This window comes from Pseudarthrobacter sp. GQ63, assembly GCF_059758765.1.
This window is the reverse complement of record NZ_JCAXEF010000001.1, coordinates 71,670-87,654: the sequence shown is the minus strand read 5'-3', so window position 1 is coordinate 87,654 and position 15,985 is coordinate 71,670. Positions and strand designations below refer to the sequence as shown.

The window sequence follows — 15,985 nt, the reverse complement described above, 5'->3', positions numbered from 1 at the left end:
TTCCGCTGGTTGGGGCCGCGGCCGGCACCGGTGATCCAGGTGCCGGCCGCGGGGGTCTTACTTGAGGAGGTCCTCGATCTGCTTCTTGGCCTCAGCGAGCAGCGTTGCGGAGTCACCGCCGGCCACGGCCTTCTGCAGCATGGGGACCAGGACGGTGTCCACGATCTGCTGCCACTTCTCTGTGGCCGGGCGGGTGGCGGTGGCCTCGCCGTTGAGGGTCTCGATCAGCGGGCCGAAGCTTTCGTAGCCCTCCTTGTCCTGGTACTCCTCGAAGGCGGAGATCCGGGAGGCCAGGCCCAGGCTGGATTCGATGCCCATGCTGTTGTGGTCATAGGCGCACTGGACGAACTTCTTGGCGGCCTCCGTGTTCTTGGTGGCCTTGGGAACCGTGAGGTACCAGGGGCCGGGGACGCCGCCGATGCCGGCGGAACCGGCGATCATCGGAGCTGTGCCCACCTTGCCCGCAACGGGTGAATCCTTGGGGATCTGGCGGTAGGCGTGGGCCCAGAAGCGGGTCATGGCGGTCTGGCCCTGGTTGAACAGGTTCTGGGCGGCGGCCCAGTCCACCTGTGCGGCGCCGGACGGCGCGGACTTGGTGAGGCTGACGTAGAAGTCCAGGGCTTCCTTGTGGGCGTCGTTGTCGATGACTACCTTGTTGTTTTCGTCCAGGATCATGGGTCCGCCGGCCTGCAGGACGTGGGCAAGCCATTCGGTTTCCACACCGCCCTTGACGTCAGTGCCGTACATGCCGTCCTTGGTGAAGAACTCGGAGATGTCCTGGTACTGCTTCCACGTGGTGGGGGCAGCAAGTTCATAGCCGTACTTGGCCTGAAAATCCGCCTTGTTCTTGGCGTCCTCGAAGAGGTCTTTGCGGTAGAGGATGATCTCGGCGTTGGTCCACGCGGGCAGGCCGATGAAGTGCCCGTCAACGTTCGCTTCCTTGACGAGGGAGGGGAAGATGTCCTTCTTGGCCTCGTCGGTGAAGATTTCGTCGATGGGCTGGAGGGCGTCCTTGAAGCTGGGCAGCCAGACGGAGTCCAGTGCTGCGACGTCGAAGGAGACGGCGCCGGAGGAGAATTCGCTGGAGAGCCGGTTGAACATGCCGTCGTAGGGCAGTTCCACGAAGTTGACGTCGACGCCGGCGTCCTTCTTGCACTGTTCGGCAACGCCGGTGAGCTCGGCGTGGCCGCCGGCTTCCACCAGGACGTTGACTGTGTTGGTGCCGGCTGTTCCTGATGTGCTGCTGGCGGGGCCCCCGGCGCCGCACGCGGAGGCGGCCAGTGCGACGGCGGTGCAAATGCCGCCGATGGCGAGCCTGCTGATGTATTTACGAGTGGACATCGCTGTCGACTCACTTTCTCTCGAACGGAAAGGATGAGAATGATCAGGGTGAAAAATCGTTTTGCCAAAACGACTTGGCACTTACGTTAGATCCGCTGTCATGTACGTGTCAAGCATCACTTTGAAGAGTTTTTTCTATTGACGGTTCGTGGCTTGCGGCCTTAGCGTGAAGCTCGGCCCAGCTTGAAGAATCGTTTTGGCAATTTTGGCAAATGGCTGGCCTGCTGCGATGGCCGGTCGTCCTCCGCCCTGGGCATCCTCAGGGGATGTGCGAACCATCCAGCGCTGCGGACCCAGGTTCATCTGCCTGCCGAATGTCACGGTCCTACACCCGGTCATGGACGCTTTGAGGGCGGTTGAGGAGGCACTTTAGGGAGCCGCGGGCTCCCTTCTCACACCCGGCAAAGACGAGTAGGATTTAGTCCTACTCACCCAATTGGAGCGATCATGCGAACAACACGGCAACTAAGCATCACCCTTCCCAACGAGATGGCCGACGCCTTGCGTCAGCGCGTTACTTCGGGCGCCTACGCAAGTGAGAGCGAAGTTATCCGTGATGGTTTGCGCACGTTGTTCGCGCGTGACCAGGTGCTTGAGTCGTGGCTTCGCGAGGAGGTTGTCAGTGCTTATGACGCACTTGCGGCCGATCCCTCCGCTGTGGTGAGCGCCGACGAAGTGCGTGCGCGGCTTTCGGCGAAGCATGACAAGCATCAGTGAATCACTACCGGCTTGTATTCCGGCAGGAAGCACTGCTACAGCTTGAGGAGCTTTACGATTTCATCGCCGATGCCGGGTCTCCCGCCACCGCGGCCGGCTTCACTGAATCGATAGTCGCCTTCTGTGAAGGTCTTGCCGATTTTCCTTACCGTGGTTTGGCGAGGGAAGACCTCCGTCCTGGGCTGAGGACGATCGGCTTCAGGAAGCGCGTCGTGATCGCCTATGCCATTTTGAATGAAACCGTGGCGATCGTCGGCATCTTCTACGGTGGGCGCGACCACGAGCAGCTGCTTAGCGACCCTCACTTGGATCGTTGACGTCAGGCCGTCATCTGGGGGTGATAGACGGGGCGCTGCAGGGCTTTGTGGGCGGACTCCCGGCAGCGAAGGACAGCTTACGACGGCGGCGCGCGGCCGCCGTCGTACTAATCACCTTCCAATTCCCAGCGTGAGTTTTTGTCCAGATATGCCGACTTCTTAAGCCTGCAACCCTGCGTATCTGGACAAAAACTCCAGATGAGGAGCGACGCACATGCTCGCCCTCGACGCGCAAAATGGATGGCGCGGCCCATATGCGGGTAGCGCCACCGTCTCTGCTCGTCGGTAAAACGTATGCGCCTCGAAAACGAATGCTACGGGGTCCCAGCTAAACCGACATCGAGTGAGAGAGGGTTTCGGGAAAACCGACGTTAAGTGAGAGAGCGTCGGGGTTGGTTGGTTAGATGTCCGCGAGGAGGGTGGTTGGGTTTTCTATTGCGTCGGCTATGAAGCGGAGGAAGCCGGCCGCGGTGCCGCCGTCGCAGACTCGGTGGTCGAACGTGAGGGTGAGCTCGGTGACCTTGCGGACGGCCAGCTCGCCGTTGACCACCCACGGCTTGTCGATGATCCGGCCCACGCCCAGGATGGCCACCTCGGGGTGGTTGATGATCGCCGCGGACCCGTCCACACCGAACACACCATAGTTGTTGAGCGTGAACGTGCCGCTGCCCAGTTCCGTGGGGGTCGCCTTGCCCTGGCGTGCGACGTCGGTGAGCCGGCGGATCTCGGCGTCCAGTTCGCGGGCGGTCAGCTTTTCGGCGGCGCGGACGGACGGGACCACCAGGCCGCGATCGGTCTGGGCGGCGATGCCGAGGTTGACGCCGTCAAACGAGACGATCTCCTGCGAGCCGTCCTCCGCGGTTTCGATGCGCGTGTTCAGTTCCGGATACTTTTTTAGCCCGGCTGTGACAAAACGTGCAATGAACGCGAGCAGGCCGGGCACCTGGTCACTGCCGGATTTGAGCCCTTCACGCAGTTCCATCAGCCCGGTGGCGTCCACATCCACCCAGACGGTCGCCTCCGGGATCTCCGAGCGGCTGCGGGCCATGTTGGTGGCCACAACCTTCCGCACGCCCTTGACCGGCGTGCGGGCAGCAATTCCCAGACCGGTGCGGGCGTCCACACCCTGGACGTCGGAAGAACGCGGTTCGGCGGGGGCAGCCACCGGGGCGGGCTCAACAACCGGCTGGGGCTCAGCAACAGCGCGCTCCTCCACCTCCGGGGTGCTGATGGCGGCTTCCACGTCGCGGCGCATGATCAGGCCGCCCTCCCCGGAGCCGGGGAGGGCTCCGAGGTCCACGCCGTGTTCCCGGGCCATGCGCCGGACCAGCGGTGAGATGACAGCGCCGAGCCGGCCGGGGACCCTGGTGCGCAGGAGCGAAAGGTCCACGTCGGCGCCCTCGGCGGGGCCGCCGTCGGCCGCCCCGTCCTCAAGCGGCAGGGTGCTGACGGAGCCGGAGGCAGCAGAAGCCTTCCGCGCCCGGGTGCGCCGGGCAACGCCGTGGCCGCCCGGGGTTCCGTAGCCGATGAGCACGTTGCCGGACCCGGCCTTCTCCTCTTCCCGGTAGGCCTCCGCTTCGGCCTGGGCGGGGGTGCCGGCGGGCTCGTCCAGCGGTCCGCCCAGTTCGGTTTCGGCAGGCTCGGTCTCCGGCTCAGCGGGGGCGGCAGCATTCGCGGCCGGGCCGCCAACAGATACAGGCGTCACCGAGATCAGCGGCTTCCCCACATCCAGGGTCTCCCCCGGCTGCCCGTGCAGCTCGGCCACGATCCCGGCGTACGGGGACGGCACCTCCACGGTGGACTTGGCGGTCTCCACCTCGGCGATGGGCTGGTCCACGGAGATCGTGTCGCCCACGGCCACGTGCCAGGACACCAGTTCGGCTTCGGTGAGGCCCTCGCCCAGGTCCGGCAACAAAAACACGCGTGTTTCACTCATGGTCAGTTCTCCCACTGAAGGTCGTCAACGGCGTCGAGGATGCGGTCCACGCCGGGCAGGTAGTACTTCTCAAGCTTGGGCGCCGGGTAGGGGATGTCGAACCCGGTGACGCGGCGGATGGGGGCGGCCAGGTGGTGGAAGCAGCGTTCCTGCACCCTGGCCACGATCTCGGAGGACACGGACGCGAAGCCGTGGGCTTCGGCGATCACCACGGCCCGGCCGGTCTTCCGCACGGACTCGCACACCGTCTCGTCGTCGAACGGCACAATGGTGCGCACGTCGATGACTTCCAGCGAGCGCCCCTCCAGCGCGGCGGCCGCGGCGGCGGCGAGCGCGGTGGGCACGGAAGGGCCGTAGGCGATGAGCGTTGCGTCGGTTCCGGGGCGGGCGACGGCGGCACGGCCTTCCGAAGACTGCCCCGCCGAAGCAGCAGCGGAGTGGGCGGCCCGCAGCTCCGGAAGATCCACCAGGTCCTTGGACCAGTAGAGCTTCTTGGGCTCCATGAAGATGACGGGATCGTCCGAGTCGATGGCTTCGCGGAGCATCCGGTACCCGTCCGCCACGGTGGCGGGGGTGAACACCTTCAGGCCGGCGGTATGGGCGTAGTAGGACTCGGAGGAGTCGCAGTGGTGCTCCACTCCCCCGATGCCGCCGCCGTAGGGAACCCGGATCACCATGGGCAGCTTTACGGCACCCTTGGTGCGGTTGTGCATCTTGGCCACGTGGCTGATGATCTGCTCGAACGCCGGGTAGGCGAACGCGTCGAACTGCATCTCAATCACCGGGCGCATGCCGTTGATGGCCATGCCCACGGCCATGCCCACAATGCCGGACTCGGCCAGAGGGGTGTCGAAGCAGCGCTGCTCGCCGAAGGTGGCGGTGAGCCCGTCGGTGATGCGGAAGACGCCGCCGAGCTGGCCCACGTCCTCGCCGAACACCAGGACGGAGGTGTCAGCGTGCATCGCATCGGCCAGGGCAGTGTTCAACGCCTTGGCCATGGTGACCGGCTGGGGGCCGGAGGCTTCCGCGGTGGCTGCGGCGGAGGCGGCTGCCCGGGCGGTGGCGGCAGAAACGTTGCCGTTGGCCTCGGAGGACGTGGTGATGGTAGGGCTCACTTGCCGGCCTCCTGTGATGTGGATGCTGCTGCATCGCGGGCGAGTTCGTCGGCGAGCAGGGCGGACTGTTCCTTCAGCTGGGGCGTGGTCTTTTCGAAGACGTGGCGGAAGAGTTCCTGCGGGTCCACGGGCACGTCCTCGCTGAGCCCGTCGCGCAGCTGCGTGGCAACCGCTTCCGCCTTCTCGCGGATCCGCGCTTCGCCGTCGTCGTCCAGCAGGCCGCGGTCCGTGAGGTAGGTGCGCATCCTGTTGACGGGGTCCTTGGCCCGCCACTCGGCAACCTCGCTGTTTTGGCGGTAGCGGGTGTCGTCGTCAGCATTGGTGTGGGCCTGCATGCGGTAGGTGTTGGCTTCCACCAGCAGGGGGCCGGAGCCTTCCCTGGCGAGTTTCACGGCCCGGTCCAGGACGGCGAGGAGGGCGACGACGTCGTTGCCGTCCACGCGTTCGCCGGCCATGCCGTAGCCCACGGCCTTGTGCGCGAGCGACGGCGCCACGGACTGGTGCGCCAGCGGCACCGAGATGGCGTACTTGTTGTTCTGGACGAAGAAGATGACGGGCAGGTGGAAGACGGCGGCGAAGTTCAGGGCCTCGTGGAAGTCGCCTTCGGACGTGGCGCCGTCGCCGCACATGGCCAGCACCACGGTGTCCTCGCCGCGGAGCTTGGCGGCGTGGGCCACGCCCACGGCGTGCAGCAGCTGGGTGGTGAGCGGGGTGCACTGGATGCCCACCTTGTGCTGAAGGGGATCGAACCCGCCGTGCCAGTCGCCGCGGAAGATGGTCATCACCTGCACGGGGTCCACGCCGCGGGTCATCACGGCGACGGCGTCACGGTAGGTGGGGAACATCCAGTCGCCCTTGGAGAGGCACAGGGCGGCGGCCACCTGGCAGGCTTCCTGGCCGTGGCTGGACGGGTACACGGCCATGCGGCCCTGCCGGACCAGGGCGGAGTTCTGGTCATTGACGCGGCGTCCGACGACGAGCTGTTCGTACGCGGCCAGCAGTTCTTCATCGCCGGGCAGGGGGTATTCGTGGCCGGGTTCGGTGCCCTGCTCACCTTGTGGCTTGAGCCGGCCGTCCGGGTCCACCATCTCGATCTGGTGCCGGGCGGGGAGCATGTAGTCCTCTGCCGTGATGCCGAACTTCTTGGCGGCCTCGGAGAGGGCGTCCTCGGCGGGTGCCTGGCTGGTATGGCCTGTGTCAGTTGTGTCCGGCGCGGTGTGGTCTGCGGAGATCGTCATTGTTCCGTCCTTCTGTTGCCACTATTCCTTCCCAGTATCGTCCTGTGGCCGGTTTCGTATCCACCACCTGACGGAATCGTGGAGAAGCTGCTCGTATCAGCCGATACTCAAAGACGAATTGTAAGTGTGAGCTGGGTTACTGGCGGGTGCGTGGACAAATTGGCGGCCGCGGATGCGGGGAGGGAACCCGACCCGCTTGACGAGACCGACCCGCAACCGGCTAAGGGACCTGAATGAGCTCGTTCAAGCTCTTCTTTCAGCGACGTCATGAAGATAGGCGATGCCGCGCCTCGATCCCCTATCCAAAGATACGTACCTACTGACGGAAGTAGGGGGCGTTGATGTGTAGACAGGCCCCCTAAGCAGGCGTAGACCGAAGAGACCGTATGAGGATCGAAGGACCATTGCAATGAAGCAGCGTCGAAGAATTCCTGTCCGCGTCCTCGTGATGGTGGTTGCCGTTTTCGTTGCTGCGACAACGGCCTGCAGTGGTGCTGGATCCCAAACCCAGGCGAGACTGGGTGCAGCGGACGACGTCGTCAACGCGCTGTCCCGGGTGGCCGATGACGCCGCGCGGCAAATTACGGGCAGGGGGCAGGCCCCCGAATTGAACCGCCTGTCCGGCCAACTGGACGACCTTTTGAAAAGGGCTCCCCAGAGCAGTTCCCTGTCAGCCGTCGACAAGGCCGCTGTGCAAAGGGCGGCCCAACAAGCTGCGCTTGCCAGGGAGATCGCGAAAGCTCTTGGCGTTGCCGATGAAATCACGGCATTGATCACCAAAGACTCTGTGGAGTTGGTCAAGGGCTTCCGGCACTCCTGGACCAATCGGCTAACTCCGGCCCGGTACCAGCGTCTGGAGGCGTCCGCCCAGAGTGTTCTGAAAGACACAACCTGCCAGCTGTTCCTGGACGCTATGCCGACACGGGTTGGGCCTTCCCCGTCGCCCCTGGCCCAAGCAACACTGCCGTCCTATATCCCACCCGCAAGGCCAACCTTCCAGGACGTTTACACGAAGCTCAAGACAACGATCGAAAAGGCTGACACAGCGCTGTCCACCGCCACCTTGTATGTGAACCTGTCCGGCCTTACCAGCGCGCTGCTCTCGAAAAGCTCCGGGTACGTCAGCAAGGCAAAAAACTCCATGACCGCAACTTCGTGGGAGAACGCTGGAGCCCTGCGCCTCTATATGCAAATCTGTGTGTTTACAAAGTAAGCAGCAGCTGTGGGACACGATGCTGGGATCTGGCACTGTTCACCGCAAGTCCCGTCAGCCGTTTGAGCAGCGTTCCCGCGAGGAGTAGCTGGCTGAGGGCTGGTTCGGGGCAGGGATATGAGCTGGATTACTGACTGGATACGTGGACAAATTGGCAGGCACGGATGCGGGGAGGGAACCGTTTCGCGTCGACAACTAAGGGGTCATGCGGTACCCGACGCCGTGCACCGTTTCGACCCACCGGGGCCGCCTTGAGCTGTCCCCGAGGCGCTTGCGGAGACTGCTGAGCTGAACCTCCACCGCACGCTCTTCCCCCGCGCTGACAAAGGAATCAGTGCTGTAGGGCTCATTCCGGAGCCGCCTCACCAGATCAGCCTTGGTCTGGACCGTCCGTCCGTTCTCCATAAGGACCAGGAGGATGTCGAACTGACTGCGGGTCAGGGCGACGGGGGCACCATCAATCACTACACGGCGGGTACCCTCATGCAGGTTCAGCCCCCGGTGGACAAAGTCGAAACGGTCAACTGGCAAAACCTGCGCGCGGCCCGTCCCCGAAGGGGCAGGACTGGAATGATGCCCAGCGCCGTCATAACGGATGCCTCTCGGCCGGCGGAACATGGCCCTGGCGCGTGCCCTGAGTTCCCTGGGGCGGACGGGCTTAGTGAGATAGTCATCGGCACCCGCTTCAAATGCCATGAGCGCATCCGCTTCATCTGCCCGGCCGCTCACCATGATGACGTAGGCGTCGCTGAAGGTCCTGATGCGCCGGGACGCTTCAAAGCCATCGAAATCCGGGAGGCCGCTGTCAATCACCACAATGTCCGGGTTGTGCTCCCCCACGCTCCCCAGACCTTCGGCGCCTGACGCGGCTGAGTGAACGGCGAAGCCGGACCGCCGGAGAGCCTCAGCCAGCGCCAGCCGCGTACCGCCGTCGTGCTCGATCACCACCGCCACGCGGCGTTCCACCATCGCTTCTCCCTCTGTCGAGGGGCCCCAGGTTAGAGAGCTGGATGGAAGTTGCTGCTGCCGGCGGCCCGGGCCGCCGGAGCATCAAGTCAGCAGTAATCCGGGGCCGCACGTTGAACTCTTCCTTGTGCATTCGGTGCAGTGCGCTGCGTGGCTGGGTTTTCGTCTGCGTCAGCTGTTGACGAAGCCCTTCATCCAGGTCTTCAGGTCCTCACCGAACTCCACCCGCTCTGACGCGAGGGTGATGACGGCCTTGAGGTAGCTGAGCTTGTCCCCGGTATCGAAGCGGCGGCCCTTGAACACCACACCGTACACACCGGACCCTTCACCCTCGCCGGCGGCCAGGGTCTGCAGCGCATCCGTCAGCTGGATCTCATTGCCACGGCCCGGCCCGGTCTCCTCCAGGATCCCGAACACCGCCGGGTGCAGCACGTACCGGCCGATCACGGCCAGGTTGGACGGCGCATCCCCCACCGCAGGCTTCTCCACCAGGCTGTTCACCCGGACATAATCCTCACCGTCCACCGCGGTGATGTCCGCGCAGCCGTACGCGCTGATCTGCGCCGGATCCACCTCAATCAAGGCGATCACCGAACCGCCGGTCTTCTGCTGCACCTCCATCATGGTGGTCAGCAGATCCTCGGCCTCATCAATGAGGTCATCACCCAGCAGCACAGCAAACGGCTCATCCCCCACGTGCTGGGCAGCGCACAGCACCGCATGGCCCAGACCCTTGGCCTCACCCTGGCGGACATAGTGGATGGGACCCAGCTCGGAGGCGTACTGCACGGACTCCAGCTTGTCCTTGTCCCCCTTGAGCTCCAGCGCACGCTCCAGGCCCGGCTCACGATCAAAGTGATCCTCCAAGGACCGCTTGTTCCGCCCCGTAATCATCAGCAGATCCGTCAGGCCGGACTTCACCGCTTCCTCCACCACGTACTGGATGGCCGGCCGGTCTACCACCGGCAACATTTCCTTCGGCATTGCCTTGGTGGCGGGCAGGAAGCGAGTCCCCAATCCGGCAGCAGGAATGACGGCTTTGGTTATTGCTTTCCCCGTTGTCATAGCTGAACCCTACAAACGGGGGCGTCAAAATGGGAAATCGAACACCCTTTATCAGGAGCTGACAATGTTCACATCAGTAACATGCTCCATTCACCCAACTAATGACTTCAGGTGAATTACCTCCTCACTGAGACATCGGTCACCCATGGTGTTGCAGAATCACAGCTTCGGCTCAAATCATTTCCCGTTCCACGCTTTGGATCTGTGCGGTGATGCTGCTCACAAGCGCCTGAACTGGGGTGATGCTCCCCACGAGGCGCAGCATGACAATTCTGAGGAAATCTTGAGAAAGCCTCTTAATTTGAGGGAGCCTTGCGTAAATCGAAGGAAAATTCTGAGAACTCACCTGTTCAATTGGTTGTAGCAGGAAAGGCAGGTAATGCTGCTGCGAGAAATAGAGTACCCGCTACTCGTGTACTGGTAATAATTTCCTGTTTCTAATTATGTTGTTAGCTTTCGGCCCCCCGCGGGGCCGGCACCAGCCGGAGTCGACGGCGGAAGCCAGCCCTTGAGACCAGGCTGGTCCCCCAGTCCGCCGTCGACTCCTCTTACCCGTCCGCCCACCCAGCTCCGCCCTGAATAGCACCGTCACCGCCTGCCGCGTCCTCATCGTCGAAGAGGGACCGGCGGGCTTCTTCATGCCCGCATGCAACCCGCTCAGCGGCTTGGCCGGGCCTTCTCAACCCAGCTCCACCGAGCGCACCAGCTTGTCCTAAGAGGAAAGAACACATCTTTTGAAGTCCTTGTTGCACGATTCGTACACCCGTCAGATGTCCATGGTCATTGTCGTAGGACTAGTGCTGTCGGCTCTTGTACCCCTCGTCGTTCAGCTCTTTCCCGACGGTGCGGACCTTCCCGTGTTTGCAGCAGCTGCGCTGCCCTTCCTGCTGGCCCTGGCCCTGATCGTCAGGCCCGGCATTGCCGCGCCGAACCGCAGCGGGGATGCCCAGGCACCTGAGCGGCTGGGGGCCGCTCTTCTCCTGTACCTCTCCCCCGTACTCCTGCTGAACATCGTGTACCCATTGGTCAGCCCTTCCATGGCTGCCGTGGACGTCGATGGGGTGCCGCTGACGTTGGTGGTGCTGGCCTCCTCCATCACCGTGCCCTGGATGGCCCAGGCAGCATGCCTTCCGATCTACCGGGTCCTCGGAGACCTCATGGCAGAGCGGAACCCCGAGGACATTACGCGGAGGTTTTGCCAGTTCTGGCCCATGATCTTTGTGCAGACCCTGCCCCTGATCGCAGTGTTCGCCGTGCCCATGTGGTTGGCGTCGGGATGGTCCGCCACGGTGATGCTCGATTATGCAGTCCTCTGTGTCCTGCATCTGCTCTTTGTCCAGTCACTGGTACTGGCCAACGTTGCAAACCGCCGTGGCCTGTGGGCCATCGCCTGGTCAGGCTATGCAGCTGCGCTCTTCATCGCTCCTACCGTGTGGTGGCTTCCGCCCCTGGTCGGAACAGTTACACAGCTCATGGCCATGCGTTCGGGCCTTCGCCATCTGGGCTTCTCCCAACGCCTGGGCATGCGCGTGTTCAATCTCGACCTGGTCCGCGGGCTCCTCATGGGCGCAGTCCTGTGGGCTGACAAGTTCGCCCTGTTCCTGGTTACCAAAGGCGACTTCCAGGTGGTGGCAGTGTTCGCTGCCATGCTGCCGGCGGTCATTGCCTACAACTTCTACTTCGTCCACCTGGCGCCGTCGGTGGACAGGGCTCTCAACGGCCTGCACCGGGATATCGCCGAAGCGCCCATCAGCTCGCTCAAGGGCAGTTCCCGCCGCCTAACCCGCGTTGTGGACCGATCGGTAGTGCTCACCGGTGCTATCGCCGCCCTGCTGACACTGTCAGTGTCCCTGGTCATGGCAGGCGTTGATCCCCTGCACACACTGCTGGCGGTGGCGGCTGCCGCGGCATCGTGGGGATTCATGGTCCTGACCCTGCTGAGCTACGAGTTGGATTTCATCGGCGAAAAGTCCACGCCCCAGATCCTCGGAGGAGTCCACCTGGCGGTCTGTGTCCTCGCGTTCGCGGCCGGCGGACTGTTCGGCCCCCTCACGGGTGCAGCCGGAAGTTACCTGCTATTGGGGGCGGTGGACGCCGTCCTCATCGCCGTGGCCTGGATGCTTTACAAGCATCACTGGAGCCAGCCGGAATACACGCTCTTCTGGCGCCACGCCACCACCTGGTAACCCGCCGCCTGCCAGTCCCGGCGGAGACTCTTCGCCCCATCAACGCCATACGCCTAAATGTTCAGAATGCCTAAGGGGAAAACTTTGTACTCGATCGCAAGAAGCCGGACCAAGAAACCAAAGGCCCTGCCACCGTTGACGGCTGCCCCCACCGAGGCGGCTCCCAAGCCTGTGTACGCCGACGTCGATGTAGCCATCGTGATGGAGTCCACCTACCCGTACCTCAAGGGAGGGGTCTCCGCGGTTGTCCATGACATCGTCACCCACAACCCTGACCTGAGCTACGGCATCATCCACATCACCTGGGATTCGGATGCGCCGCTGACCGACCTGTACGGGATGCCCTCCAATGTGCGTTGGGTCCGCACGGTATTCCTCAGCATGGAAGAACACCGGCAGGACTTCCTCGCCGTCTCGGTCAAAGACCTGGGCATGACGCCACTGCAGCGTGAGGAACTTTCCCACCGGCTCTTTGACGCCCTCTACGCACTGTCCGAACATGGGGACGTTGACGGCCTGTGGGAACTGATCGACGAGGGCCTGAACGAGCGCACCCGCCGGTACCCCCTGTGGGCCCTGCTCGGGTCCAGGGAATTCATGCAGACCCTGCAGGAGCGCATGCCCCAGCTGGACCTCTCCTTGGCGAACTCGTTCTGGACATTGCGCAACTTCTTCTCCCTTGCCTTCGCCGTTCTCGGTGAGACCATGCCCCGCGCCAGCGTCTACCACGCCCACACCACTGGCTATGCTTCACTGCTTGGAGCGGCAGCAGCACGGGACCATGACACCTCATTCCTGCTGACCGAGCACAACCTCTACGTCCGCGACACCGTCAACACCCTGCTGGACCGCAACATGGCCCTGTCCATCACCGCAGACGACTACCGGACGTTCGACGTGACCGCTGAACAGCGTGCGTGGATGGCGTGGTGGACGGAAATGGGCCGGTTCTGCTACCCCAGCGCACGGCTCATCACCTATCTGTACCCGAGTGCCATCACTGAGGCGGCCCGGCTGGGGACCGACATCGACAAGTCAGTTGTGGTGCCCAATGGCATGGTCATTGAAGAGTTCGACGACAAGTACCGCGCCCGCCAGCAGGCGCTGGCCACCATGGAGCAGGAGGGTGCGGACTACGTCTGGCACCTTGTGTACATCGCCCGGGTAGTCCCCATCAAGGGTCTCCTGGATCTGCTGTCCAGCATGGACATCTTGCGGGACCGCGGGTACCCCAACCTGCACCTGGACGTCCTGGGTCCCACCGAGCACGTCCCCGAATACTTCGAGGCCTGCCTCGCGAAGATCGACGCCCTGGGCCTCCACGACCACGTCACCATCCACGGGACAGTCCACGTCCGGGAAATGCTTGACCAGTTCGACCTCCTGGTCCTTCCCAGCTACAACGAAGGCCAGCCGATCGTCATCCTTGAGGCCATGGCCGCCGGCATACCCACTGTTGGCTCCGACGTGGGAGGCGTGGCGCAGCAGATTGCCGATGACCTCATCACTACGGACGGACGGACCATAGGTCCGTGCGGTGAAACCGTCACCCCGGGCGACGTTCAACAGATGGCTGACGGCATCCAGGCCGTCATCGGCAACCTGGATTCCTACGCCGCCTATGCTGCCAACGCCCGCAAGCGGGTCCAGGAACTGTTCCAGATGCACGAGGTCATGTCCTCGTACAACCAGATCTACCGTGCCCTGGGCGATCTTCCGATCGTCGAGGACATGGTTCAGTTCCCAGAAGATGAACTGGCTCCGGCAGAGCTGTGAGCGGTGTTGGCGCGTGGATCCGATACGGCGATCCAATCACCCCGGAGCAGACGGCGTTCGCGGCCGATCATTACCGCGCCGCCATCCTGCAGCCCTGGGAACTGGACGCGGCAGCTGAGCTTAAGCGGCGCCGCCCGGACATGACAGTCCTTTGCTACAAGTGCCTGTCCTCAACCCGGGATTATGAGCCCGGGCCGGTCTACAGCTCAGGGGTGTCATACAAGGAAGCGGAGGACCAGGGCGGAAACTGGTTCGCCACCCGGCTGGACGGTTCCCGCATTGAGTGGAACGGCTACGGCGGGCACTGGCAGATGAACGTGCAGGACCCCGGGTACCGTGCACGCTGGGTCCAGAATGTCACTGCGGAACTGGCGGACTCGCCCTTTGACGGTGTGATGGCTGACAACGACGTGTTCGAGGACTACTACCAGCTGAACCTGCCCATTCGGGAAGCTTCCTCGATGGCTGACCTGCGGGGCGGCCTTGACCTCCTGGTGCACGCCGCCGGCCAGTCCCTGAACCGCGTTCACAAGATCCTGGTGCCCAACATCGCCGAATCACGGCGGCTCCCCGGCCGCTGGGCCTCCCACGCAGCATACGGGGGCGGGTTCGAGGAAGTCTGGCTGGGCTACGGGCCGGAGAACCTTTTCGATCCCCACACTGCCGAGGCACAGCTTCCCCAGGCGGAAGGCCCGGGGCTGTCCATCCTGCGCGTACCCACCGACGGGAATGACAACCATCCCAACTTCACGTACGGGCTGGCGGCTTTCTGGATTTTCAGCGGCGGCCGGGGTTCCTTCTCGGCCACCGCGCACGACGACTACAGCCGCACGCAGCACATCCCCGCACTCGATTGGGCGCTGGGCAAGCCCAAGGAGCATCCGAAGGGCCGCCACCACGTCTGGTCCAGGGAGTTCAGCGACGGATGGGCTGCTGTGAACTTCAACAACGACGGCCGCCGCAGGCGCCGGATCAGGGTGCCGTCCGGCCTGGTGGACGCAGCAGGAAACCCGGCCCCATCATCCCTGGTCCTGCCCGCACAACGGGGCGTCATCTATCAGCGAGGGCAGAACCATTAAGATACTCATCACCGGCGGCTGCGGGTACATCGGATCCCACACAATCCTCGGATTGCTCGAGGCCGGCCACGACATCACGGTCATTGACAACCTCAGCAACTCCCTCTCCGAGTCACTGCTGCGGGTGGAGAAACTCACCGGACGGGACGTCTCCTTTGTCGAAGGGGACATCGCCGATCCCTCCTGCCTGGGGAAGATCTTCAGCCAGGGGGATATTGAGGCGGTGATCCACTTTGCCGGCTACAAGGCCGTCGGAGAATCCGTCAGCCAGCCCCTGCGCTACTTCCGCAACAACGTCAGCGGAACACTGAACCTCCTGGAGACCATGGACGCCCATGGCGTCAGGAACCTGGTGTTCAGCTCATCGGCCACGGTCTATGGAGCGAACCCTGACATGCCTTTGAGGGAAGACCTTCCGCTTCGCGCAACGAACCCCTACGGCCGGACCAAACAGCACATCGAGGAGATCCTGACGGACCTCCAGGCCGCTGACGGGCGGTGGCGGATAGCACTCCTGCGCTACTTCAACCCTGTGGGTGCCCACCCCTCCGGGCTCATCGGGGAAGACCCGCAGGGTCCGCCCAACAATCTCTTCCCTTTCGTGACCCAGGTAGCCGTGGGCCGCAGGGACAAAGTCAGTGTTTTCGGCAACGACTACCCCACGCCTGATGGAACAGGGGTCCGCGACTACATCCATGTCATGGACCTGGCCGCAGGCCATGCCGCGGCGCTGAACTACCTGGCCGAGCACCAGGGGCTGCACACGTGGAACCTGGGGACCGGCCAGGGCTACTCAGTCCTGGACATCATCCATGCTTTTGAAACTGCATCGGGCACCACGATCCCCTACGAGATCGTGGAACGGCGCCCGGGAGATGCACCTGTCAGTCTGGCCGATCCGTCCAGCGCCCTCCGCGATCTGGGCTGGACGGCGTCAGAGACGTTGGAGACCATGTGTGCAGACGCGTGGCGCTGGCAGGAGCACAACCCCGACGGGTACCGGGCCAGCCCACAACCTGCATGAGGGGGCCCGACG

At 63.6% G+C, this 15,985-nt stretch carries 13 protein-coding genes; 7 read left to right on the top strand and 6 right to left on the bottom strand.

The genetic code is table 11. The features are described 5' to 3' along the window. Positions 1-57 precede the first annotated feature (57 nt). Positions 58-1,341, bottom strand: a complete 1,284-nt coding sequence (locus AC6CHP_RS00440) for an ABC transporter substrate-binding protein (RefSeq protein WP_498227710.1) — start codon at positions 1,339-1,341, stop codon at positions 58-60. 447 nt (positions 1,342-1,788) lie between these two features. Between AC6CHP_RS00440 and AC6CHP_RS00435 the strand changes: the two genes are divergently transcribed. Both AC6CHP_RS00435 and AC6CHP_RS00430 read left to right on the top strand, forming a co-directional pair. Beyond that, positions 1,789-2,058, top strand: a complete 270-nt coding sequence (locus tag AC6CHP_RS00435; protein WP_174180673.1) for a ribbon-helix-helix domain-containing protein — start codon at positions 1,789-1,791, stop codon at positions 2,056-2,058. Then, positions 2,055-2,375, top strand: a complete 321-nt coding sequence (locus AC6CHP_RS00430) for a type II toxin-antitoxin system RelE/ParE family toxin (RefSeq protein WP_377086127.1) — start codon at positions 2,055-2,057, stop codon at positions 2,373-2,375. The genes AC6CHP_RS00435 and AC6CHP_RS00430 overlap by 4 nt, the downstream gene beginning before the upstream one ends. 400 nt (positions 2,376-2,775) lie before the next feature. On the opposite strand, the gene AC6CHP_RS00425 is transcribed toward AC6CHP_RS00430, so the two are convergent. From AC6CHP_RS00425 to pdhA, 3 genes are read right to left on the bottom strand one after another with little or no spacing between them, the layout of a single operon-like run. Continuing rightward, positions 2,776-4,311 carry a dihydrolipoamide acetyltransferase family protein gene (locus AC6CHP_RS00425; protein ID WP_498227709.1) on the bottom strand — a complete coding sequence of 512 codons (1,536 nt, stop codon included), beginning with the start codon at positions 4,309-4,311 and terminating at the stop codon, positions 2,776-2,778. Positions 4,312-4,313: 2 nt separating this feature from the next. Beyond that, the gene (locus AC6CHP_RS00420) at positions 4,314-5,426 is read right to left on the bottom strand and encodes an alpha-ketoacid dehydrogenase subunit beta (protein WP_498227707.1); all 1,113 of its coding nucleotides are present in this window, start codon (positions 5,424-5,426) and stop codon (positions 4,314-4,316) included. Continuing rightward, positions 5,423-6,664, bottom strand: coding sequence for a pyruvate dehydrogenase (acetyl-transferring) E1 component subunit alpha (pdhA, locus tag AC6CHP_RS00415; RefSeq protein ID WP_498227705.1), 1,242 nt, complete (start codon positions 6,662-6,664; stop codon positions 5,423-5,425). Before pdhA ends, AC6CHP_RS00420 begins: the two co-directional genes overlap by 4 nt. A 409-nt stretch (positions 6,665-7,073) precedes the next feature. Between pdhA and AC6CHP_RS00410 the strand changes: the two genes are divergently transcribed. Then, on the top strand, positions 7,074-7,877 hold the full coding sequence (locus AC6CHP_RS00410; protein WP_498227703.1) for a hypothetical protein: 804 nt from the start codon (positions 7,074-7,076) through the stop codon (positions 7,875-7,877). 195 nt (positions 7,878-8,072) lie between these two features. On the opposite strand, the gene AC6CHP_RS00405 is transcribed toward AC6CHP_RS00410, so the two are convergent. Together AC6CHP_RS00405 and galU are read right to left on the bottom strand one after the other, a co-directional pair. Then, complete coding sequence (locus tag AC6CHP_RS00405; protein ID WP_498227701.1) at positions 8,073-8,846, bottom strand: response regulator transcription factor; 774 nt, start codon at positions 8,844-8,846, stop codon at positions 8,073-8,075. A gap of 168 nt (positions 8,847-9,014) precedes the next feature. After that, positions 9,015-9,908 carry a UTP--glucose-1-phosphate uridylyltransferase GalU gene (gene galU, locus AC6CHP_RS00400; protein ID WP_498227699.1) on the bottom strand — a complete coding sequence of 298 codons (894 nt, stop codon included), beginning with the start codon at positions 9,906-9,908 and terminating at the stop codon, positions 9,015-9,017. Between the two features lie 770 nt (positions 9,909-10,678). Here galU and AC6CHP_RS00395 point away from each other — a divergent pair. From AC6CHP_RS00395 to galE, 4 genes are all read left to right on the top strand, one after another. After that, the gene (locus AC6CHP_RS00395) at positions 10,679-12,094 is read left to right on the top strand and encodes a hypothetical protein (RefSeq protein WP_498227697.1); all 1,416 of its coding nucleotides are present in this window, start codon (positions 10,679-10,681) and stop codon (positions 12,092-12,094) included. Between the two features lie 66 nt (positions 12,095-12,160). After that, on the top strand, positions 12,161-13,870 hold the full coding sequence (pelF, locus tag AC6CHP_RS00390; RefSeq protein WP_498227695.1) for a GT4 family glycosyltransferase PelF: 1,710 nt from the start codon (positions 12,161-12,163) through the stop codon (positions 13,868-13,870). Then, on the top strand, positions 13,867-14,949 hold the full coding sequence (locus AC6CHP_RS00385) for a putative glycoside hydrolase (RefSeq protein WP_498227693.1): 1,083 nt from the start codon (positions 13,867-13,869) through the stop codon (positions 14,947-14,949). The genes pelF and AC6CHP_RS00385 overlap by 4 nt, the downstream gene beginning before the upstream one ends. Further along, a complete protein-coding gene (gene galE, locus AC6CHP_RS00380; RefSeq protein WP_377194191.1) occupies positions 14,945-15,973 on the top strand; it encodes a UDP-glucose 4-epimerase GalE in 1,029 nt (342 codons plus the stop codon). The genes AC6CHP_RS00385 and galE overlap by 5 nt, the downstream gene beginning before the upstream one ends. Positions 15,974-15,985: the final 12 nt, after the last annotated feature.